A 19,328-nucleotide genomic window follows, 5' to 3' on the forward strand; every position below is an offset into this window, starting at 1 on the left:
CTGACCGTCGCGCTGACCGAGCCGGTCACCGCCGTCGAGTACGCGCCCCGCGTCGCCGACACCGTCGCCGCGTACCGGGGCGACGCCGGGTCGGTGCTGGAGGCGCGTCTGCGCGGACTGCCGGCGGTGATCGCCACGGATCTGCTGTACGCGCCGGCCATGCTGGCCGCCGCCCTGGCAGGGCTCGCGGCGGCGAAGTCCCGGCTGGCCGAGCGGCGCGGCCGGGACCGGGTGTGGCTGCGGCGGGCCGTCGTACGCCTGCTGCCGCCCGGCCTCGCCGGCGGTGTGGCCGCCGCCTGCTGCGCGAGCGGGCCACTGGACAACCGCTGGTTCCTGGTCGGGCAGGCGGTGACGGTGCTGACCGCGCCGGCGCTCACGGCGTCGTACGCCTGCGGCCTGCTCCTGCTGCTCCTGCGGCGCGAGGCCCGCGTCCCGGCGGCGGCCGGTGTGCTCGCCGCCGCCGGACGCATGGCACTCAGCCACTACCTCACCCAGTCGCTCGTCCTCGCCTGCGTGTTCACCGGGTACGGGCTAGGACTGTACGACCGGGCCGGCACGGTCGCCGTCCTCGCGGGGTGCGTACTGCTCTACGCCGTCCAGCTCGCCGTCAGCGTGCGGCTGATGGACCGGGTGCGGTACGGGCCGGCCGAGCTGGTCCTGCGTACGATCGCACTGGGCCGCCGGCCCGGCACCTCCCCGCACCGGGTCAGTACACCGGCTTGGACAACGTCACCCCCGGGGCCCCCTGCGCGCCCGGCAGCCCCGGCACCCCCGCCGTCTCCGTCCCGCCCGGAGCATCCCCCAGCCCCGGCAGAAGACGGCGCGCGGCGCGCTCCGTGATGGCCGCCGTCTCCGCCTTCGCGGCCGCCGAGATCGCGCCGGCGCCGGGCTCCTTGTACCAGGGACGCAGCCGGATCAGCGCCGGCTTGACCCCGGTGGCCAGGAGCAGTGCCGTGCCCTTGGGGAGGGCGCGGATGCGGTCCGGCGGCAGGACGGACTCCTGGCGGTAGGAGTACGACCGTGAAGTCCCCTCCTTGCCGCGGGAGATGGTGGGTGTACGGACGTCGTGCTGGCCGACGAGCGTGGAGATCTTCTGCACGAAGTCGGCGTCGTCCAGGCCCGCGCCGAGGAGCTTGATCGTCGCCGCGCTCCACAGCGCGTCCATGCCGATCTCGCCCCACACCCGGGCACCCTGCCGGTAACTCTGCAGAAGTGTCACGACGTTGATGCCGCGTGAGCCGAAGTGCGAGTACAGGTCGGGCAGATCGGAGATGCGGCACACGTTGGCGGCCTCGTCGAGGACCGCCGTCAGCGGCGGGTCGAGCCGGCCGCCCATGCGCTCGGCGGCGACCACGCCCGCCCGCAGCGTCGCGTCGGCGAGCCCCGCGATGACGCCGGCGGCGGAGCCACCGCCGTCCTTGGAGAGCAGGTAGAGCGTGTCCTGGCCGAGGACGTGCAGGTCGGGACGGAACTCGGGCAGGTGGGGGTCGGGCGAGACCCAGGCGAGGATCTCCGGGTCGAGCAGGCAGGACACGGTCTGGCGGGCGGTCTCGTAGATGCCGTCCCGGGTCTCCACCGCACCGCGCACGGTGCCCTGCAACTGCTCGGCCATCGCGACGAGTCCGGCGTCGCGGAGCAGGTCGACCGGGGTGCGGTCGGCGGGATCGGCGAGCCAGCCGAGCAGTTCGGTGATGGGGGTGCGGCTGCGGGCGGCGGCCAGGAAGAGGGCGGTGAGGGTGTTCTGGGCGGCCGAGATCCAGAAGTCCTTCTTCGCGGTGTCGTCGTTGACCGACGCCACGAAGTGACCGGCCATGCGGCGGGCACCCTCGATGGTGTGGCACTCGCCGAGCAGGTTCCACCACATGGCGCGCGGGGTGTGCGCGATGCCCTGCGGGTCGAACGTCCAGACCGTGCCGGCCTTCTCGCGCTCGGCGCGGGTGACGGCGTACACGTCGGACTTGTTGGAGGTGAGCAGGACGGCGCCCTGGGCGCGCAGCACCCGGGGGACGGCGATGCCGGTGGACTTGCCGGCCCGGGGCGCCATGAGGTCCAGTTCCACGTCCTCATAACTGCTGCGCAGCTCGGGGCCCTTGGGGCTGAGGTCGCCGAGGAGGTTGCCGGTCTCGTCCGGGTGCACCCGGTCGCGGCCGTTGAGGCTGGGGCGCAGTTCGCGGGCGCGGGCCTCGATGCCCTTGGGGCACATGGCGGCGAGTTCGCGGCGCCCGGCCAGGCCCTTGGTGCGGCCGGACCGGCCCAGGGCGAGGCGCAGGACGAGGGCGACGGGCAGCGCGATGAGAGCCAGTAAGGCGAGCATGCCCCCGTAGACGGCGACGGCCGGAGCCCCGGGCCACAGGCCGGCCGGCCCGTCGGAGACCAGGTGCGACACGGTCGACATGGCGAACGGCGGGCCGGCCCAGCCGTTGCCGGACAGCCCGGATCCGAGGGTCCCGCCGGTCCAGACGACGGTGAACATGGTCAGACCGGTGCCGGCGATCGCCACGATGGCCCACGGCAGCTGCTCGTGCAGGTCACCGGTGCCTGGAGCACTCACGCGGACCACCTCCCGGCGGCGGCCCCGGCCCCCGGGCCGCCGGGGAACCCCGGAACGCCCGGCTCGCCGGGTCCACCAGGCATCGCGTACGCACCCTCCTGCGCGGCCCGTGCCACCTGCGCGGCGGTGTGGGCGAGCTCCTGCTCGACCGCCTGCTCGACGGCCTCCTCGTTCGGCGTCCACCGGGTGTTGGTGTTGTGCAGCCGGCGCTCGGCGTCGGTGATGGCGACCTTGATGGGGATGCCGGGGCGTCCGCCGACCTTGATGAGGAAGCGGCCCCGGCCGGGCGGCTCCCCATGGTCGCCGGAGACACCCCAGCCGGGCGGCGAGGACCAGGAGGAGACGAGTTCGATCTCACGCCGGGACAGGCCCACCACCTTGCCGAGGTCCTCCATCTCCGCCTTCGGCAGCCCCGCGCACACCACCATCCCGGCCCGCTCGACGAAGCCGCGCGCCTTGGCCCGGTCGGCGTCGCTGCCGAGCGCCTCGGCGTCCTTGAGCGTGTGGGTGATCTTGGCGTCGCCGAGGCCGAGGGAACGGTTGAGGCGGGTCAGGGCGTCGATGCGGTCGACGATGCCGGAGGCGGCCCGCAGCGGGCGCCACAGCTCGTCGAGCACGGTGAAGAACCAGCGCCGGGGCTCGAGCCCGGAGTCCGCGAGAGCGTGCGAGGCTGCCACCGTGCCGAGCCCGTCGGACCAGGCGGCGAGCATCGCGGCGGCGGTCAGCTGGGTGTCGGCCTCACCGATGCCGGAGATGTCGATGCACACCGCCGGAGCGTCCGGGTTGATGCGGGTGGACGTCTCGGAGGCGAAGGTGTCGCCGAGCGGGCCGTCGAGAATGCCGAGCAGGGAGCGGTGCAGCGGGTCGACGGCGTCCCGGTAGCGGGCGTCGTCCCCCCGGTCGAGGGTGACCGCGCGCACCCGGTCGGGGCCCTCGGTGAGCACCCGGAGCACGTCCGGCAGCAGCACGGTCCGGCCGGGCGGGGTGCGTTCGCGCAGGTGGTGCAGGACGGCGGAGAGCACCGACTGCTCGTGGTCGTCCATCGGCCGGCCGCGCACGATGGTGATGAGCGCGGCCACCATGTTCAGCACCCGGCCGTGCGTCTCGGCCTTCAGCACCTCGCCCGCCTCGCCGCCGATCCTGGCCGCCGCCGCGCCCATGGCGCCCGGGTCGAGGACGTTGATGCCGCCCCGGCCGCGGCCGATGGAGATCACCTGGCCGCCGAGGGCACGGACCGTGTCGGCGTAGTCGGGCTTGAGGTCGCCGAGGACCAGCGGGACGACACCGGTGGCGGAGAGCCCGATCAGCATGCGGTTGACGAGCGTGGACTTGCCCAGACCCGGCATGCCGAGCATGAACAGCGACGGGTTGGAGATGTACCGGGCCCGGGTGAACCAGTTCAGCGGGTCGCCGCAGACCGTGGCCCCGGTGAACAGGTGCTGCCCCAGCGGTACGCCCGTCATGGGTGAGCCGGAACCGGCCGCGAACGGCCACATGCCGCACGCCTGCACGGTGGTGGCCCGCCACATGGTCGGCGGATCCAGGTAGCCGACCCGCCCGCCCCCGGCCCCGTACCAGCCGCGTGGCGGCACGTACGGCTCGCGGGGGCGGGAAGCGGCCGTCTTCCCGCCCCCGCCCTGCCTGCCGCCGCCCTCGCCGAGCCCGGCCTTCTCCCGTTCCTTGCGCTCCGTACGGCTCACGCGGCCCTTGCGCCCGGCCTTCTCCGGCCGCGGGGACCCCGCCCCGGGACGCCTCGCCTCCAGCTCCGCGCGTGCCCGCTGCTCCGCCAGCCGGTCGGCCAGCTCGGCCTTCTTCTCGTCGCGGCGGCTCACAGCGCCTCCTGCAGTTCGTGCGGGATCAGGGTCTGCTCCCACGGGAGGATCCCGGCGGGCAGCGTGCAGCTGAACGCGGCCGCCTGCATCCGGTCCGCGGGCCGCATCAGCACCCGGGAGGCCGCGGTCAGGTTGCGCACCGTGACGCTCGCGTCGGCCAGTTGGTCCATGGTGTCGACGGTGACGGTCAGCATCAGCGAGAACTCCACGAGCCCCGCGCCCGACGCCTCCTCGGTAGCGGTCTGCTCCGCCGCCCGTATCTCGGAGGCCGCGCGGGCCTGCACCATGCCCCGGCCGGACGTCGCCATGAACTGGGCGCTGCGCCGGTCCGCCTCGACGATCCGGGCCGAGGTGGCCGGGTCGATCGGCCGGTACACCAGCGCGACCCGCTTGCGCCGCGTGCCGGGCGCCGCCTCCAGCATGCCCCGGAGCACCGAGGACCGTACGGTGCCGCGCGGTGCCAGCGTCATCAGCCAGGTCCGGGACACCCCCGAGTCGTGCTGGTAGCTGCCCACGGTCTCGACGGCGGCGGCCGGCCCGGCGTCGTCCCACTCCAGGCCCGTACCGCCCTGCTGGGCGCGGGCGTTGAGGACGTCGGCGGAGACGGCAGGGTCGTAGGCGACCCGCACGACCTCCGCGATCCGCTCCGCCGACAGCGGGTACGCGGCCCCGCCGCCGGCCGCGACCAGACCGCTGAGCAGGCCCGGGATGCGGATGGCGAGGTCGGTGATCACGTCCTCCTTCTTCCGCTTCTGGCCCGCGGGGACGCCGTAGGTGAGGCTGACGTACGTGTGCATCTCGGAGGACGCGGTGGGGTAGCGCTCGACGACCTCCTCCATCACGGCACGGGCGGCGGCCGGCGCGTCCGGCCGGATGCGGGGCAGCACCTCGTGGGCGAGCCGGGTGCCCGGGTCGGGGGCGGTCTCCACGATCACGGACGCGCCGCGCAGCCCGGGTTCGTGGGACAGGCGGGCCAGCCACTCGCCCCACAGGGCGACCCACACGTCGACCTGGTCCGGGTCGACGAGCGAACCGCCGTCCGGGTCGCAGCCCAGGACGATCGTGTACAGGTTGCGGTTCGGATGGTGCAGCACGCCGAAGGGACGGTCGTAGGCGTCCCGGCCCTCGGTCGCGGAGACCTTGTTGAGCAGCCCCGGCGGACGGAACCGGCCGCCCGGCCGGGCGGACAGCGGCCCGGAGACGTACAGGTGCGCGCCCCTGGCCTTGCGCCGCCGCCAGCCGATGCGCAGGGCGATCAGCTGGTAGACGTTGCGGCCGTCCTGGGTGCGGATGGCGAGCGGGACCAGGAACACCGCGATGGGGACGAACACGACCATCGCCGCGTACAGCGAGATCAGGGACGCGAGCAGGGTGAGGACGAGCCCGCCGAAGACACCGAAGGTGCCGACGAGCCCGAGCGGACCGAGCCCCGGACGCCTTGGGCGGCGCCAGTTCCCGTAGGTCGGATGGGTGACGGCTTCCGTGGACATGAGGGTCCGTTTTCCCTTCGTTCGGTGATCGGGTGACGGGGGCGGGGGTGGGCGGGGCGCGAGGGGGCGGGGGAGGAAAGCGGCCGCCGAACTCCATCGGGGGGACGTGGAGTTCGGCGGCCGTTCAGGAGGCGGTGCGCCGGGTGCCCGTCCGGGCCGCCGGGGTCAGCGGTTGTGCCCCTGGTCGCCGTCGGCGCCCTCGAGGGAGCCGGAGGCGGTACGGCCGGCGACCTGCGCCGCCGTCACCGCCGCCCCGACAGCGACACCGACCGGGCCTCCCGCCGCCGCGGCGGCCCGGCCCGCACCGGCGGCCGCTCCGCCGCCGGCTCCTCCGCCGCCGGCGCCGGCTCCCGCCCCGGCACCCGGGGCTCCCGGCCGGCCCGCGCCGCCGTCGGTGCCGCCGAAACCGGAGGAGCCGGACATGCCGCCGGAACCGGAGGAGCCCTGCGAACCGCCCGAGCCGCCCGAACCGGACGCCCCCGACGCGCCGCGCGGACCGCTCTGCCCGCCGGCGCCACCGCTGCCGCTGCCGCCCCCGCTGCTGCCGCCGAGCGAACGGGCGCCGGACGCCAGGGAGCCGCCCACCGACGACATCGCCCCGGACATCGCGGACGCCCCGCCGAGCGCGGCGGTGGCGGGGACGACGAGTTTCAGCAGGGCGGGCAGGGCGACGGCGGACAGCAGCATCACGCCGATACCGGCGATGCGTTCGTTGATGTCGCTGCCGCCGTCCTGACCCGAGCTGATCATGGCCGAGCCCGCGTACAGCACCAGGCCGGCCGCCGGTTTGTACAACAGCCAGGCGATCATCCAGCCGAGGTGCTTGCGCCACCAGCCGCCGCCCCAGTTCGTCATGGAGGCGGCGGCGGCCAGCGGAAGGGTGCCCAGCAGCAGGATCATCACGCCGAGGCGGATGTAGAGCAGGATCGTGTGGATGATCCCGGCGATCAGCAGCAGGAAGGCGAGGATCAGCAGCAGGAAGGCCTCGATGCCGTTGCCGTCGGAGCAGGCGCCCACGGCGCTCAGCTGCTTCTCCGCGCCCGCGTTGAAGAGGTACGTGGAGTAGTCGTCGGAGAGGGTGGCGGCGGCCGTGACGACGGTGGTGGCGGCGCCCGAGACGAGGATGACCCGCATGATGCCCTTGAGCGCGGTCGTGCCGGCCTCCCCGCGCCGCTCGATGGCCATCCGGGCGGACGCGAACAGCAGCGAGCCGACCGCCAGATAGACCACGATCCACTGTGTCTGGCTGTTGATGTCCTGGGCCGTCGTGGTTCCCGAGAGGGTCGGGATGCTGGTGGTCAGCGCCCCGAACACCGCGATGGCGCCCGCGAGGACGGCGTTGGCGATGCCCTCGACGATGGTCCCGATGGGATCCCCGAGGAAGCTGAAGAACCCCACCGCGATGTCGACGATGGGATTACCGGTCGGGCACGCCATGTCAAACCCCCCAAAGGAGATGGCCGTTGGTTCCCTGGACCGCCTTCACCGGCGTGTGCAGGGCACCGTTGTCGGAGGGCTGGACCTTCCAGTCGCCGCCGCTCCAGCGCAGGGCGATGGAGGTCGTGGCGTAGCCCTGACTGGTCTTGAGCAGCAGTTCGACGGTCGCCGCCTCGCCGGAGTACGCGGGCACCGAGTATCCGGCGTAGGAGGCGACGGACGAACTGCCGGTCCCGGCACTCGCGCCGGAGCCGCCGGAGTCCGACCCGTCACCCGCCTCGGCACCGGAGCCGGATTCGGCGTCGTCCTGGACCGTGGAACGTTTGAAGACGAACAGGTCCCGGCCCCGGCCGGACACGACCTGCTCCCGCGCGACGGTCCGCCAGTCGGGACCGCTCATCTGCGAGGGAATGATATGGGCGGCCAGCACGGCTCCGGTCGGCGTGTGCGCGAAGCACCACCACAGGGGCCCCTGGGTCAGGGCCGGCCCGGCGGAGGCCGAGACGGGCACACGTGTGACGTCGAGGGTGTGCCAGTCGACGTCGTCGGGCGGAGCCGTGGGCAGGGCGTCGCCGTCGCCGTCGTCCGTACGGCACCCTTCGGGCCGGCCGTCCTTCATGGCCGGGGTGCCGGACAGCGGCCCCTCGGCCGCCGGCGCGTTCCCGTTGTTCCCGTCGGTGTCCTGGTCGGCCGTCAGCGCGACGATCCCGCTCAGTACGACGACGACGGCGAGGAACCCCGCCGACACCTGCCAGCCGCGCTGCTTCCAGTACGGCCCCGACGGGTCCGACCGGTACCGGCGTGGCTCCCGGTACTCCCTACGTGTGAACATCCCGACCGTTCCCGTCCGCGGACTCAGTTGAAGACGAACTGGACCAGCGGACCCGCGGTGGCGACCAGGACACAGCCGCCGATCACCATGCCGAGGCGGCTCATGTGCTCCGAACCCTCACCGCGCTTGAGGGAGACGGCCATCATCGTGCCGGTGATCAGCACTCCGGCGACGCCGGCGGCGGTCCCGGCCCAGGCCGCTATACCGAGCACGGTGGTGACCTTGGTGGTCAACTCGCCGGGCGCGTTGCTCACCGGCTGGGGCACGCCGGCGGCGAGTACGGCGGTGGCTTCGAGGAACAGGGACATGGAGAGTCTCCGAGAGGTCGGTCGGCGCCACGGGACGAGCGGTGGACGCGAGATGTGAACGGGATGCTGCCCAGAGGACTGGGACAAGGGGTACCGAAGAGGTGCGCGATCCTCAGAAGAGGGACAGGTCCCCCAGGAACGAGACGAGCGGTCCGGCCGTGGTGGCGAGCAGGCAGCCGAGGACGACGTAGAAGCCCCCGCGGAAGTACGTGGCGCCCTCTCCCATTTCGCCGCGGCGCAACTGCAATGCCATCTGCAGGCCGATGGCGATCATCCCGAAGACCCCCGCGGCCGAGACGCACCAGGAGAGGATGCCGAGAATGGTGTCCGCGTCGGAGGTCGGGGTGTAGCCGGCCAGCCGCTCCCCGAGAGGGAGGGCGGGGTGGCTGATGGAGGAGGTCATGAAACGGTTCTCTCGCCGTCGGTTCCGGGGCCCACCAGGTCGGCGAGCGCGCTGAGTTGTCGGGGCAGGTACGTGGGCTGACCGCCCACGCGCCAGGCCGGGATCCACGGCACCCGGTGCACGTGGGTGACCGAGCGGACGACCCGGATGCGGCGCAGCAGGCTGAGCGGGAGCCGTCCGGGGGCGTCGGCGACGAGGACGACACCCAGCAGGTCGATCCCCTGCGGGGCCTTTCCGTCCTTCAGCGCACCCAACGCCCGTGACACGGAACGCAGTCCGCGCGCGCTGGTCCGGCCGACCAGCATGACCCGGCGCGGCTCGCCCCGCGCGGGCTCCGGCCAGCGGGCCCCCACGTCGACCCCGCCGAGAGCGTCGGCGAGCGAGGAGGCACCGGCTCCGCCGTGCGCCTTGACCCACCCGATCTCGTCCCGCGACTTCCCGCGCAGGGGCACCCGCCGTCTGGGCTCACCCCAGGAGGGCTCGCCGTCGGGGGCGGGGGCCCTCTTGCGGGGGGCGGGGGAGGAGGGGCGGGATGTCCGGGCCGGGGCGGCGGCGGGCGCGGGGGCCGCCGCCTGCGTGGGCGGGGCGGATGCCGTCGGGTGCGCGGGCGGGGCGGGCGCGGCCGCGGGGGCCGCCGACGCGGACGGCGCGGGGAACACCGGAGCGGGTGCCGGGTGCACGGCTGTTCCGGCCTGGGTGTGCTGCCCCGGCGGGATGTGCTGTCCCGGCTGAGGGTGTTGCACCTGCTGAAGGTGCTGTTCCGGTTGGGGGTGCTGTCCCGATGCCCTGGGCTGGACCGGCGTCCCCGGCCGGACTGCCGTACCCGCGCCGTACCCCGTCGCCGGCCCGGTCCCCGGACCCGCAGCCGCCCCGGTTGCCGGAGCCCGGCCCGCACCGGAGGCCCCGCCGTCCGTGGCGGGCGGCGCGGCGGCCGGGGCCGTCGGCCGCGCGGGTTTCGGCCCTCGTACCCACGACTGCGGGCCCGACGGCGTTGCCGGAGGAGTGCCCATGTGCGCCCCGCCCCCTTCTCCGCTCGTGCTTCGGCTGCTCTGGCTCATCTGATTTCCACGGGTTTGAACTTATTCGCGCCGGGGCCCGTTTGGATCTTTCGAGCCCGTCGACAGCACAACGGGCCGTTCGGCCGTCGCGGTTCAAGGTGAGAGGAAGAAGGCGGGCACGCATGAGCGCGGGCACGGGAGAGAGCGGGGAGGGCGGAACCTCCACCGCCGTCAGGAACACCATCGCCGCAGGCACCGGCTGCGGCTGCCTGCTGTCGCCGCTCGCCCTGCTCGGCGCCCTGGTCGTCGTCATCATCATCGGCGGGTTCGGGGTGCTGCTGGCCCCGCTCATCGCGCTGATCCTGCTGTTCTCGGGTGGTGGCGGCGACGGAGGCTCCGCCAGTGAGGACGACGCGGACGAGGTGATCGCCATCTTCAACGGCGACGGCCGGGGAGAGCTGGACACCTCGACGGTGCCCGAGGAGCTGGCCGACCCGATCGAGGAGGCCGGCGAACTGTGCGACGCGATCGGCCCGATCGTCATCGCCTCCCAGCTCGAGAGGGAGTCCGGCTTCAACGAGACGCTCGTCGGCGAGAACGGCGAGGAGGGCGTCTCGCAGCTGCCGCCCGAGATCTTCGACGAGTACGGCGAGGACGACGACGACAACGACGAGACCTCGGCGCTGGACGCGGAGGACTCGATCATGGCGCAGGGCCGTTACCTGTGCGATCTCGCCGAAGAGGCCCAGCAGATGATCGACGCGAACGAGGCCACCGGCAGCGTCCTGGACCTCGCCCTGGCCGGCTACCACGTGGGGATGGACGCCGTCCGCGCGGCCAGGGGGGTGCCGCAGACGAACGAGGCCCAGGGCTATGTCCTCGCCATCCGCGCCCAGTTCGCCAAGTACGAGGGCGTGGCCGCCCCGCCCGCCGGCTCCACCCCGGGTGTCACCCCGGGCATGGGCCCGGACCCGACGGGCTCGCCCTCCGCCTCCCCGTCGCCTTCCCCGTCCACCACCCCCGCCGAATGAGAACAACGAGGAGGAGGACAGCAGCCATGGCCCACTTCGAGGTGCGGATCTCGGGCGAAGGGCTCGCCGAGATCAACGGAGAGCCTCTGGTGCCCGCGCCGGGCCAGTCCGTGCACGAGGCCGTACTGGACCGGTTGCAGCAGTACGCGGAGCAGCGCGCGGCGGCGGTCGGGGCAACGGTGAACGACGGTCCGGGCGGGTCCCACTTCGTCCTGGAGGTGTCCCCCGACGGCTCCAGCCGGGTCCTCGACCCGACGGACCCCGCGCACCGGGCCCCTGAGCCGACGCCTCTCCCCGCGCCCACCTCTGCCCCCGCGCCCACCTCTGCCCCCGCGCCCACCTCTGCCCCTGTGCCCGCCCCTGCCCCCGCGCCCACCTCTGCCCCCGCGCCCGCCCCTGCCCCTGCCCTTGCCCCCGCGCCCGCTCCTGCCCCTGCCCTTGCCCCCGCGCCCGCTCCTGCCCCCGCCTCCGCCATAGCCCTGGCGGTCGCCCGGGCCCGAGCTGCCGCAACGGCACCCCCCGCCCCCGCCCCCGCTCCAGCCCCGGCACCACCCCCCGCCCCGGCGCCGCCTCCTCCCCCTCCGTCCCGCTCCCTCCCGGCGGAGCTGGCGGAGCAGATCACGCGCATCAACGCGCTGGCGACCACGGGCCGGCTGGAGGAGGCGTCGGCCGAGGCGACCGCGCTGCGCGAGCGTCTGACGAGTTCGGCGGGCACGGAGCACCCGGACGCGCTGGAGGCGCGGGCGATGGAGGCGTACCTGGCGCACCTGCGCGGGGACCACCGGGAGGCCACGGTGCTGGCCCTGTCGGTGGCCCGCATCCTGTGCGGGGCCGGCGACCCGCAGGCACCGGCGGCGGTGGCGAGGGCGGCGGCCGCGTGGCAGCGGCTGGAGGACGACAGGGCGGCGGAGATCCACGGGAACGAACTGCTGCACATGTGGGGCAGGTTGCACAGCAGCGGCCGCCTCTCCGCCGCGGACGAGCAGCTGGCCCACCGGGTCCGCACCCAGATGGAGGATCTGTCGGCCTACGTCTGACCCGGGAACCGGCCCGCGAACCGGCCTGCCCCACCGCCCGGGCGACCCCGTTCCACGGGGTGGCCCCACAGGCGTTGTACGAGCCGTAAATCGAACGTCAAACGAACATGGAACACCCCTAGGAACACTCCCTTCCCCGGAGGCCCCGGCTCCAATCCCCACGACTGGGGCCGGCCATCCCAAGGAGCAGGAGCGGGAGCACACCATGAACGTGACGGTGATCGGGTCGGCGAGCGCGGTATCCCCCGAGGAACGGGCCCTGCGGGACCTCTACCTGGAGCACGGACCGGCCCTCTACTCGTACGTGCTGCGCATGCTGGGCGGAGACACCCACCGCACGGAGGACGTCATCCAGGAGACGCTGCTGCGCTGCTGGAACAAGCAGAACCTGGCGGACAGCGAGGGGATGGCCGTGCGCCCCTGGATGTTCCGCGTCGCCCGCAACATCGTGATCGACGCACACCGTACGAAGATGGCCCGCCCGCTGGAGATAGGCGGCGCGACCTGGCTGACCGAACTGGGCGCCGAGGCCGACGACATCGAACGGATGCTGTCGTCCATCGTCCTGCACGACGCCCTCCAGGCCCTGACCCCCGCACACCGTGAGGTCCTGGAGGCCACCTTCTTCGCCGACCGCACCACCCAGCAGGCGGCCGTCACCCTCGGCGTCCCCCAGGGCACGGTCAAGTCCCGCGTCTACTACGCCCTGCGCAGCCTGAAGACAGCCCTGGAGGAACGCGGCATGCGCTGAACGCTCCCCGGCATCCGTCTGCCCTCGTGAACAGGTCCACCGCCGGGCAGTCCTGTCCACCCCGGTACCGGTCAAGATCCCGGAACGCGCCACCGGGGTGCCGCGCGGTCACGGAGAACGGGCGGGGCAGGCCACGTGTCCTGAGCCGTCGGCTCAGGCAGCGGCGGGCAGCCGCTCCTCGCGTCGTCGGCAGTCCCGGCAGTGTCCGGGCCCGGGTGCGCGGAAGGCGCGCTCGCAGCCGTCGCAGGTCTGGAAGGGCAGCACGGCCGGGCGTTCGACGACCGGTGGGAGCGGTGCCGGGGGCGGCGCGGGCAACGGCGTTTCCCGGAGGCGGAAGGCCAGGATGCTTGCCGGGCGGGCCCGGAAGGTGTCGGGGAGCCGTACGGTCAGCAGGTCGGTGATCTCGCGCGGCCCGACCCCGGCCGCCAGCCACGCGGCGACGGCCGGCGCCAGACGGGCGGCCTCCCGAACGGACAGGACGAGAAGGGGATCGACGCGGCGCAGGGAGGTCAGCAGGGCGACCGCCTCCGGGTCGGCACCGGCGAGTGGGAGCGCCGGGTCGGCGTCCGTACCCGCGAGTGAGGAGGCCGGGTTTTCGGCCTCCTCGTGGCGGGGAGCGGGCACCGCCTCCCGCAGGGGCGTGGCAGTGGCCGAGGCCTCCGCGACGGCGGGCTGCTTCCAGGGCCGGGGGTGGGGCGGCTTCGGCGGCCCGGGAGGTCCCTCCGGGCCGTGGCCGCCGTGGTCGCCGCCGCCGGGTACGTCGTAGAAGTACGTCCGCGTGCGGATCTTCCCGGAGGGCAGGCGCTCGCGGCGGCGTTCCAGGTAGCCGGCCGCTTCGAGCTCCCTGAGTGCCCGCGAGATGAGGATCTCGCCCTCGCTGAAGTGCTTGCACAGGGCGGTGATGGTCACGGGGGTGCCGGTGGGCAGGGAGAGGATGTAGACCGCGACGCCGATGGTGACCGCGCTGCCGCGTCGCTGGGCGAGGGCGTTGGAGATCACGGTGAAGTCGGCGGCGAGCCGGGTGCGCACGTGGATCACGCCGGAGACCGGAGCTCCGGCGTCGGCGCGCAGGCGCGCGTTGGCCTGCGAGTCGGCCATTGGGAAAGACTGCTTCCTGATCGGTCAGGCCCTCGTCCGGGATGCCCGTCCCGATCGAGGGCCGTATCTGTTTGCGGTTGTCGCGCCGAACGCGCTTCTCGCGGTGAACGTAACCGCCCGTGTCCCGCCCCTGCAAGCCGGTCACCCGGACGAGTGAGGCGGGCCTTCCGGCAGGGTGGGCGGGTAGTTCTTTCCCACGGTTCTTTGTGGAGGTCAGCGGCCCACCGGACCCTCGCGGACAAGGGCCCGGTGGCCCCGACGGACGGACATCGACCGGACCCCGGCCACCTCAGGGGCGGAGCTGCCCGCCGGCCTTCAGCTCGCTTGTGAACGCGGCCCAGGGGTCGTTTGCGAAGCGCAATGTCGGTCCGTGCGGGTCTTTGCTGTCACGGACGGGGACGAGGGTCCGGAACCCGTCGGCCACCTCCACGCAGTCGCCGCCGGCCTGGTTGCTGTAGCTGCTCTTGCGCCAGGCGGCGCCGGTCGGATCGGGACGGGACGTTCGCTCCACGGTGGTCGTCCTCCGTCACGGATCGGATCATGTCGAGTGACATGAGCGGGGGCAGAGCTGCCGCCCGCAGCCGATCGTAGGCCAGCGCCAAGTTCCTCACATCGTCCGGATTCTGGACGAGTCGGCCGTAATGCGCGCCTTCCGTGTAGGCGCTCTCCGAGCCGTCCGGCATACTGAGCACCGTGAGCGAGCCACCCATCACATCGTGCTCGCCCTGGTCGAACGGCAGCACCTGCACGGTGATGTGAGGTTCCTCCGAGGTCCCGAGCAGCCGCACCAACTGCTCACGCATCACCGCCCGGCCACCGATGGACGCCTGAGCACCGCCTTGTCGAGGACCACCCGCAAATCGGGCCGACTGGGTGTGCCGAGGCGTTCCTGCCGTCCCGTGCGAAGGGCGACCCGTTCTTCCAACTGGTCTTTGCTTCCCGGCGTTAGACCGACGCGCAGCACCGCCCGCGCGTAGTCCTCCGTCTGCAACAGGCCCGGCACCACATGGGCCGCGTACTGCCGGACGGCCAACGCCCGCCCCGAGTACTCCATGAACTTCCGTGACCAGTCCGGAAACGCCTCCCGGTACACGTACGGCCACAACTCGACCAGCAGGTCGTCCCCGCCGAGGACGGCGTCCAGCGCACGGGCCAACTCCAGGGTCGGCTTCGCCCCGGACGCCCGCTCGATCTGCGTGATCCGGGTGCTCACCACGTGTGTCCTGGAGCCGAGTTCGGCCTGGGTCGGTCCGGCGGCCGTACGGAGCCTGCGCACCCGCGCTCCGAACAGGGCGGCCATCGACGCACTGGGGTCGATTGCGTTGGCCAAGGCGTCACTCTCTTTCTTTACGGACCCATACGTAATGCCGTGTCACCTTTCGAGCGTAGGGCGACGCCCCGATTCTTGGGTACGGAACGTGACAACTCGCGCACCGAGCGAGACCTCTCCGGTTCCGCCGAAGAAGAGCACCGCACCGACGTACACCGAAGGACAGGCCCGTGCTGACAGAGCCGACCAAGCCGACCGCCACCCCTCCGCCCGACGAACCCCGCACCCTGTCGGCGCAGTTCACGTCCTCACCGCGAGGTGCGCGGCAGGCCCGGTGCCGCACGGTACGGGCGATGGAGGAGTGGGGATTCCCGCCGGAGTCGGACCCGTCGTGCAGGCTCGCGCTCGTCGTGGCGGAACTCGCGGCGAACGCCGTACAGCACGCCCGCACCCCGGGGCGCGACTTCGCCGTCCGCCTCACCCTGGACGCGACGGCGGACGTGGTCCGCATCGAGGTGGCCGACGCCAACGCGACGAAACGACCCCCCGAGACCCCGCCCACCACGCCGCCGGAGGGCGAATCGGGCCGAGGCCTCCTCCTGGTCGACACCCTGGCCCAACGCTGGGGCACGGTCCCCCGCCACCCCGTCGGCAAGACGGTCTGGGCGGACGTCTCCCTGGACTGCTCCCGCTAGGAGGACGCCTCAACCGGTGACTGCGCTGGTGGACGCAGGTGATCCAGGAGACCGTCGGGCACGGGACAGGGGGTTTCCCGCGGAAGGAGCCGCCGCGCGGCCTCCAGGTCGCCGTCCTGCACGTGCCCGTGGATCTCGTGCGCGAGGCCGGTGACGTCGGTGATGGAGACCGTCCACTCATCCGCGTAGCGGCGGGCGGCCTCACCGGCGAGCCCGAGCTGGAGCGAACGCTGGGGAAGGGGCCGCAGGAGCAGATCGCGCTCGGGGTCCCACTGGACGCGGGCCGGGGCCCGCTGCAACTGCCGCTTCCAGGAGGCCCGGTCCGGGTGCAGCCCCCGCTCATAGTGGGACAGGCAGCCGTGGGCCAGTGCCCACTCGAAGCCCTCGCGGGTGATCTCGACGGCGAGAACGGTTTCCTGCCCCTCCTTGGTGCCCCACCCGCAGCGGTACATCATCCAGAGGAAGGACGGCTTGATCCATGTCAAGGCGCGTTCACAGACCTTTTACCCGGGTGGTAGCGGGCTTTGATCAACGCGATTTCGCGCCTTCCCCTCACTCGAAGCCTTGAGTCATCAAAACGACAGCACCGGTCTGCCACCACGCGTACCATGTCGGATGGTTGGCAACATACGTCGCGGTGGCCCACATTGCTTCACCCGCCCCGGGACTATGCCGGGATGCTGGGAGGGGTGTACGGCGCTGGGCGGCAAAACATGGTCCTCTGATGGGGGACACCACGCCATCAAGGGCTTCGCTTTTCAGTTCGATGCATCATTGCTGCAAGTCCTGACGAACCCTGGTGTAGCCGTCGAGATCGAGGGCGCACAGGATATTGGCGTTCGCACCTTTCATATCCAGGTCAAACACAGAAGCACCTCTTATAGCCTTTCGCGGATCGCGCGGGCGGTGCGACAAATGATGAGCCAGTTCGCCACTGACAGTACACTCGGATTCGCGCTCTATGGACATTTCCCCGATCGGACCCCTGGCGAGACATTGCGAATCAACAGGGAAGAGTTAGAAACCGCACTCGGGAAATTTTCTGACGACTACAGTAATGACATCAAAGATTGGTTTACGAAATCTTTCGAGGTGATTTTTGCACCGGACTTCGTGTCACAATTCAGTTCAGTCCTTGATCATCTGAAGCGAACGCTTCGGGCACGGAGTGAAGCGGAAGCCCTTTGTTGGCATGCGGTAATCCATGGATACCTGCGTGATGTCATCCTGAAGCGACCACTAGGAGAGCGGAGCATCACTCTTCGCGACCTGAGAGATCTAGTACACCGGGCTCGCACGGCCGTCTTCGAGGCCAGTTACGCTCAGGTTTGTGGCCACGAAAAGTATTTGAGATTGATTCGCGAGGAGTACAAGAGCGTCACCGCACATGTGCCACCTCGAGAACGACTTATCCTCGTTGAATGCGACGATCAGACTCACCCGCTGGACCTAGTCGACGTAGCAGTATGTCTCCAGCGTCGATACTTCGCCGGCGAGTCGCCAGCACCATATGTATGTTTCCGCGGCCCCATTGGATTGCTCTCGATTAAGCATGCTCTTTGGCAGCAAAGAGTGCACTTCCATGACGGGTTTGACTATGGTGGTGCAGAGTTTAGCGTCCAAAGCCTTGTCTCCCCGCGCCTTCCTGGCCACGGAATCAAGCTGGTCGATCCCTTAGTTTTGGCGCAACTGGTCGGCCATGTGAAAATGAACGAAGTGCATGACTTCTACCTCACTGAACCAACGGGGAATCTATCCCCTGATGCCAGGGTGCGGCATGTGATCGTTCAGTCACCTTCTGATCTGTGTGAAGTCTTCAAGAGCGGGGGTAGCGGTGTCAAGCGCTGAGGTTGTAGGGGTTTACCCCGACCGCATCAAAATCGCTGTCACTGATATCAAGGAGCTTTCCGAGGGAGATCCCCTCAAGGTCGGCTCTTATTTGCGAGTATTTGATAGTGCTGATTGTTCCATCATTGCCATCATTGAAAACTTCTCGATCGAACTAAAGCCCATTGCTTCAGGGAATGGATCGGGCCCTTCGGAGTACCAGCGGGTGTACATTCTGGAAGCCTTGCCTCTCGGATTCCTCGACACGGACGGCAACTTCGAGCGGGGTGGAGGAAGTATCGCTATTCCTCCTAAATCGGTTGAAGTGGCGACGCGCAGCGAGGTCCAAAAGGTGTACGACACCGTTCCGGATGAAAAGAAATTCCTGTTTGCTCGGCTAGCGCACGAGCGTCACGTAGATGTCCCGGTTGACGGGGACAAGTTCTTTAACCGACACCTCGCGATTGTTGGCTCCACTGGATCTGGAAAGTCGCATGCGATGGCTAGGATCATCCAAACCGCGACTGGCATGAGAGATTCCCAGCATGGGGACTACCAGCTCAACAATACGCATATCGTAATTTTCGACATTCACTGTGAATATCAGACCGCTTTTCCCGATGCGAACTTTCTAAATGTTCATCAGCTCACGCTACCCTTCTGGTTGCTGGATTCCGAAGAACTTCAGGATCTTTTGATCGAGAGTAGTGAGGAGCAGTCGCATAACCAAGTCGCCGTCTTGAAGCGCGCTGTAACCGACAGCCGGCGAGCGCATTTTGATGGCGAAGAGAAGCTAAAAGAGCGCATCCACTACGATTCGCCTCTTCGGTTTGATTTCGAGGATGTATTGACGGCAGTCCGCGGCAAGAATGAGGAGATGATCGACGGGGCCCGCGGCCCGAAGCAAGGGCAATTGCACGGGAAGCTGGATAATTTCCTCACCCGTCTGGAGAATCGCTTCAACGACCGCAGGCTTGACTTCTTGATGGGACAGCGAGCGAAAGAAACAACTCTTGAGGAGACTCTGAGGCAGTTCACTGGTTACACAACTGACTCCACATCCAATGTCACCGTGATCGACCTCAGTGGCGTCCCGTTTCAGGTCTTGAGTATCACCGTTTCACTCATTTCTCGGCTTCTCTTTGACTATGCGTATTACTACAAGAAGACGCATCCCGAAATGCGAACGGATACCCCGCTTTTGGTGGTGTACGAGGAGGCACACAAGTACGTTCCGAAGGGTGGGCCGGCGAAATTTAACGCCGCCCGCAAGGCGATCGAGCGGATCGCTAAAGAGGGCCGCAAGTACGGCATCACGGCTGCGATTGTCAGCCAAAGGCCATCAGAGATCTCCGAGACAATCTTCTCCCAATGCAGCAATTTCCTTGCAATGCGGTTGACGAACCCTGAGGATCAGAACTATGTGAAGCGACTAATTCCTGACTCTCTCGGGCCGTTAACGCAGTCGCTTCCTATGCTTTCCTCGGGTGAGGCACTGCTCATCGGAGACGCCGCTGTCATGCCTTCACTCGTACGCTTGGAGGAAGCGCTGCCAGTGCCTTCTTCCAGCGACGTACGGTACCTTCAGGAATGGGTGCGCCCCTGGCATGATGTACTGTTTCCGCCAATCGTTGCTGATTGGGAACACTAACCTCGACGCAGCCAAGAGAACGTCCTCTATGGGGTAGGCGAAGGTTACCAACCAGAAGGAGATACAGCAGTGAGCGGAAGATTCCCGGAAGTCGATTGGTTCTGCGACCGGTGCCAC

At 70.2% G+C, this 19,328-nt stretch carries 17 protein-coding genes and 2 pseudogenes; 7 read left to right on the forward strand and 12 right to left on the reverse strand.

The annotated features are described in order from the left end of the window. Nucleotides 1-159: 159 nt before the first annotated feature. A pseudogene (locus tag TU30_RS36745) lies at nt 160-666 on the forward strand (DUF418 domain-containing protein); the annotation flags it as partial. 40 nt (nt 667-706) lie between these two features. Here TU30_RS36745 and TU30_RS01970 read toward each other — a convergent pair. From TU30_RS01970 to TU30_RS36750, 8 genes are all read right to left on the reverse strand, one after another. After that, nucleotides 707-2,551 (reverse strand): type IV secretory system conjugative DNA transfer family protein, encoded by a 1,845-nt coding sequence (locus TU30_RS01970; protein ID WP_078878061.1) that lies wholly within the window; start codon nt 2,549-2,551, stop codon nt 707-709. Further along, nucleotides 2,548-4,143 carry an ATP/GTP-binding protein gene (locus tag TU30_RS01975; RefSeq protein ID WP_107068355.1) on the reverse strand — a complete coding sequence of 532 codons (1,596 nt, stop codon included), beginning with the start codon at nt 4,141-4,143 and terminating at the stop codon, nt 2,548-2,550. The genes TU30_RS01970 and TU30_RS01975 overlap by 4 nt, the downstream gene beginning before the upstream one ends. Nucleotides 4,144-4,379: 236 nt before the next feature. After that, a complete protein-coding gene (locus TU30_RS01980; protein WP_042163628.1) occupies nt 4,380-5,873 on the reverse strand; it encodes an SCO6880 family protein in 1,494 nt (497 codons plus the stop codon). Nucleotides 5,874-6,038: 165 nt separating this feature from the next. Then, nucleotides 6,039-7,310 carry a hypothetical protein gene (locus TU30_RS01985; protein ID WP_042163630.1) on the reverse strand — a complete coding sequence of 424 codons (1,272 nt, stop codon included), beginning with the start codon at nt 7,308-7,310 and terminating at the stop codon, nt 6,039-6,041. Between the two features lies 1 nt (nt 7,311). After that, nucleotides 7,312-8,142, reverse strand: coding sequence for a hypothetical protein (locus TU30_RS01990; protein WP_042163632.1), 831 nt, complete (start codon nt 8,140-8,142; stop codon nt 7,312-7,314). A gap of 23 nt (nt 8,143-8,165) precedes the next feature. Beyond that, on the reverse strand, nt 8,166-8,450 hold the full coding sequence (locus tag TU30_RS01995) for a hypothetical protein (RefSeq protein ID WP_042163635.1): 285 nt from the start codon (nt 8,448-8,450) through the stop codon (nt 8,166-8,168). A 112-nt stretch (nt 8,451-8,562) separates the two neighbouring features. Then, nucleotides 8,563-8,853: a hypothetical protein gene (locus TU30_RS02000; RefSeq protein WP_042163638.1), complete on the reverse strand. Its 291-nt coding sequence runs from the start codon at nt 8,851-8,853 to the stop codon at nt 8,563-8,565. Further along, nucleotides 8,850-9,596, reverse strand: a complete 747-nt coding sequence (locus tag TU30_RS36750) for a hypothetical protein (RefSeq protein WP_234307734.1) — start codon at nt 9,594-9,596, stop codon at nt 8,850-8,852. The genes TU30_RS02000 and TU30_RS36750 overlap by 4 nt, the downstream gene beginning before the upstream one ends. 437 nt (nt 9,597-10,033) lie before the next feature. On the opposite strand from TU30_RS36750, the gene TU30_RS02010 reads away from it, so the two are divergent. The 3 genes from TU30_RS02010 (at nt 10,034) to TU30_RS02020 (ending at nt 12,670) form a co-directional block, all read left to right on the forward strand. Next, nucleotides 10,034-10,882 (forward strand): transglycosylase SLT domain-containing protein, encoded by an 849-nt coding sequence (locus TU30_RS02010; protein WP_234307735.1) that lies wholly within the window; start codon nt 10,034-10,036, stop codon nt 10,880-10,882. A gap of 26 nt (nt 10,883-10,908) precedes the next feature. Continuing rightward, nucleotides 10,909-11,919, forward strand: a complete 1,011-nt coding sequence (locus tag TU30_RS32785) for a hypothetical protein (RefSeq protein ID WP_052479719.1) — start codon at nt 10,909-10,911, stop codon at nt 11,917-11,919. Between the two features lie 205 nt (nt 11,920-12,124). Continuing rightward, a complete protein-coding gene (locus TU30_RS02020; RefSeq protein ID WP_042163641.1) occupies nt 12,125-12,670 on the forward strand; it encodes a sigma-70 family RNA polymerase sigma factor in 546 nt (181 codons plus the stop codon). 153 nt (nt 12,671-12,823) lie between these two features. On the opposite strand, the gene TU30_RS02025 is transcribed toward TU30_RS02020, so the two are convergent. From TU30_RS02025 to TU30_RS36765, 3 genes and pseudogenes are all read right to left on the reverse strand, one after another. Further along, nucleotides 12,824-13,768, reverse strand: coding sequence for a hypothetical protein (locus tag TU30_RS02025; protein WP_199816809.1), 945 nt, complete (start codon nt 13,766-13,768; stop codon nt 12,824-12,826). A 289-nt stretch (nt 13,769-14,057) separates the two neighbouring features. Then, nucleotides 14,058-14,279 (reverse strand): DUF397 domain-containing protein, encoded by a 222-nt coding sequence (locus tag TU30_RS36755; RefSeq protein ID WP_234307736.1) that lies wholly within the window; start codon nt 14,277-14,279, stop codon nt 14,058-14,060. 82 nt (nt 14,280-14,361) lie between these two features. Continuing rightward, a pseudogene (locus TU30_RS36765) lies at nt 14,362-15,068 on the reverse strand (Scr1 family TA system antitoxin-like transcriptional regulator); the annotation flags it as partial. A gap of 200 nt (nt 15,069-15,268) precedes the next feature. On the opposite strand from TU30_RS36765, the gene TU30_RS02035 reads away from it, so the two are divergent. Continuing rightward, a complete protein-coding gene (locus tag TU30_RS02035; protein WP_042163644.1) occupies nt 15,269-15,733 on the forward strand; it encodes an ATP-binding protein in 465 nt (154 codons plus the stop codon). Here the strand turns inward: TU30_RS02035 and TU30_RS02040 are convergent. Beyond that, entirely contained in the window at nt 15,730-16,188 is a 459-nt protein-coding gene (locus TU30_RS02040; protein WP_234307749.1) for a DUF4291 domain-containing protein, read from the reverse strand. The two genes, TU30_RS02035 and TU30_RS02040, sit on opposite strands and share 4 nt — an antisense overlap. Before the next feature lie 160 nt (nt 16,189-16,348). On the opposite strand from TU30_RS02040, the gene TU30_RS35890 reads away from it, so the two are divergent. Together TU30_RS35890 and TU30_RS02045 are read left to right on the forward strand one after the other, a co-directional pair. Beyond that, nucleotides 16,349-17,581 (forward strand): hypothetical protein, encoded by a 1,233-nt coding sequence (locus TU30_RS35890; protein ID WP_158719288.1) that lies wholly within the window; start codon nt 16,349-16,351, stop codon nt 17,579-17,581. Continuing rightward, a complete protein-coding gene (locus TU30_RS02045) occupies nt 17,568-19,211 on the forward strand; it encodes an ATP-binding protein (RefSeq protein ID WP_199816810.1) in 1,644 nt (547 codons plus the stop codon). The genes TU30_RS35890 and TU30_RS02045 overlap by 14 nt, the downstream gene beginning before the upstream one ends. The last annotated feature ends 117 nt before the right edge of the window (nt 19,212-19,328 follow it).

Source organism: Streptomyces sp. NBRC 110035, assembly GCF_000829695.1.
Taxonomy (GTDB): domain Bacteria; phylum Actinomycetota; class Actinomycetes; order Streptomycetales; family Streptomycetaceae; genus Streptomyces.

Bases quoted from the DNA above. Each gene is read 5' to 3' on its own strand.
- TU30_RS01980 (WP_042163628.1), bottom strand. From the start codon at position 5,873: ATGTCCACGGAAGCCGTCACCCATCCGACCTACGGGAACTGGCGCCGC.
- TU30_RS01985 (WP_042163630.1), bottom strand. From the start codon at position 7,310: ATGGCGTGCCCGACCGGTAATCCCATCGTCGACATCGCGGTGGGGTTC.
- TU30_RS01990 (WP_042163632.1), bottom strand. From the start codon at position 8,142: ATGTTCACACGTAGGGAGTACCGGGAGCCACGCCGGTACCGGTCGGAC.
- TU30_RS01995 (WP_042163635.1), bottom strand. From the start codon at position 8,450: ATGTCCCTGTTCCTCGAAGCCACCGCCGTACTCGCCGCCGGCGTGCCC.
- TU30_RS02000 (WP_042163638.1), bottom strand. From the start codon at position 8,853: ATGACCTCCTCCATCAGCCACCCCGCCCTCCCTCTCGGGGAGCGGCTG.
- TU30_RS02010 (WP_234307735.1), top strand. From the start codon at position 10,034: ATGAGCGCGGGCACGGGAGAGAGCGGGGAGGGCGGAACCTCCACCGCC.
- TU30_RS32785 (WP_052479719.1), top strand. From the start codon at position 10,909: ATGGCCCACTTCGAGGTGCGGATCTCGGGCGAAGGGCTCGCCGAGATC.
- TU30_RS02020 (WP_042163641.1), top strand. From the start codon at position 12,125: ATGAACGTGACGGTGATCGGGTCGGCGAGCGCGGTATCCCCCGAGGAA.
- TU30_RS02025 (WP_199816809.1), bottom strand. From the start codon at position 13,768: ATGGCCGACTCGCAGGCCAACGCGCGCCTGCGCGCCGACGCCGGAGCT.
- TU30_RS02040 (WP_234307749.1), bottom strand. From the start codon at position 16,188: ATGATGTACCGCTGCGGGTGGGGCACCAAGGAGGGGCAGGAAACCGTT.
- TU30_RS35890 (WP_158719288.1), top strand. From the start codon at position 16,349: ATGGTTGGCAACATACGTCGCGGTGGCCCACATTGCTTCACCCGCCCC.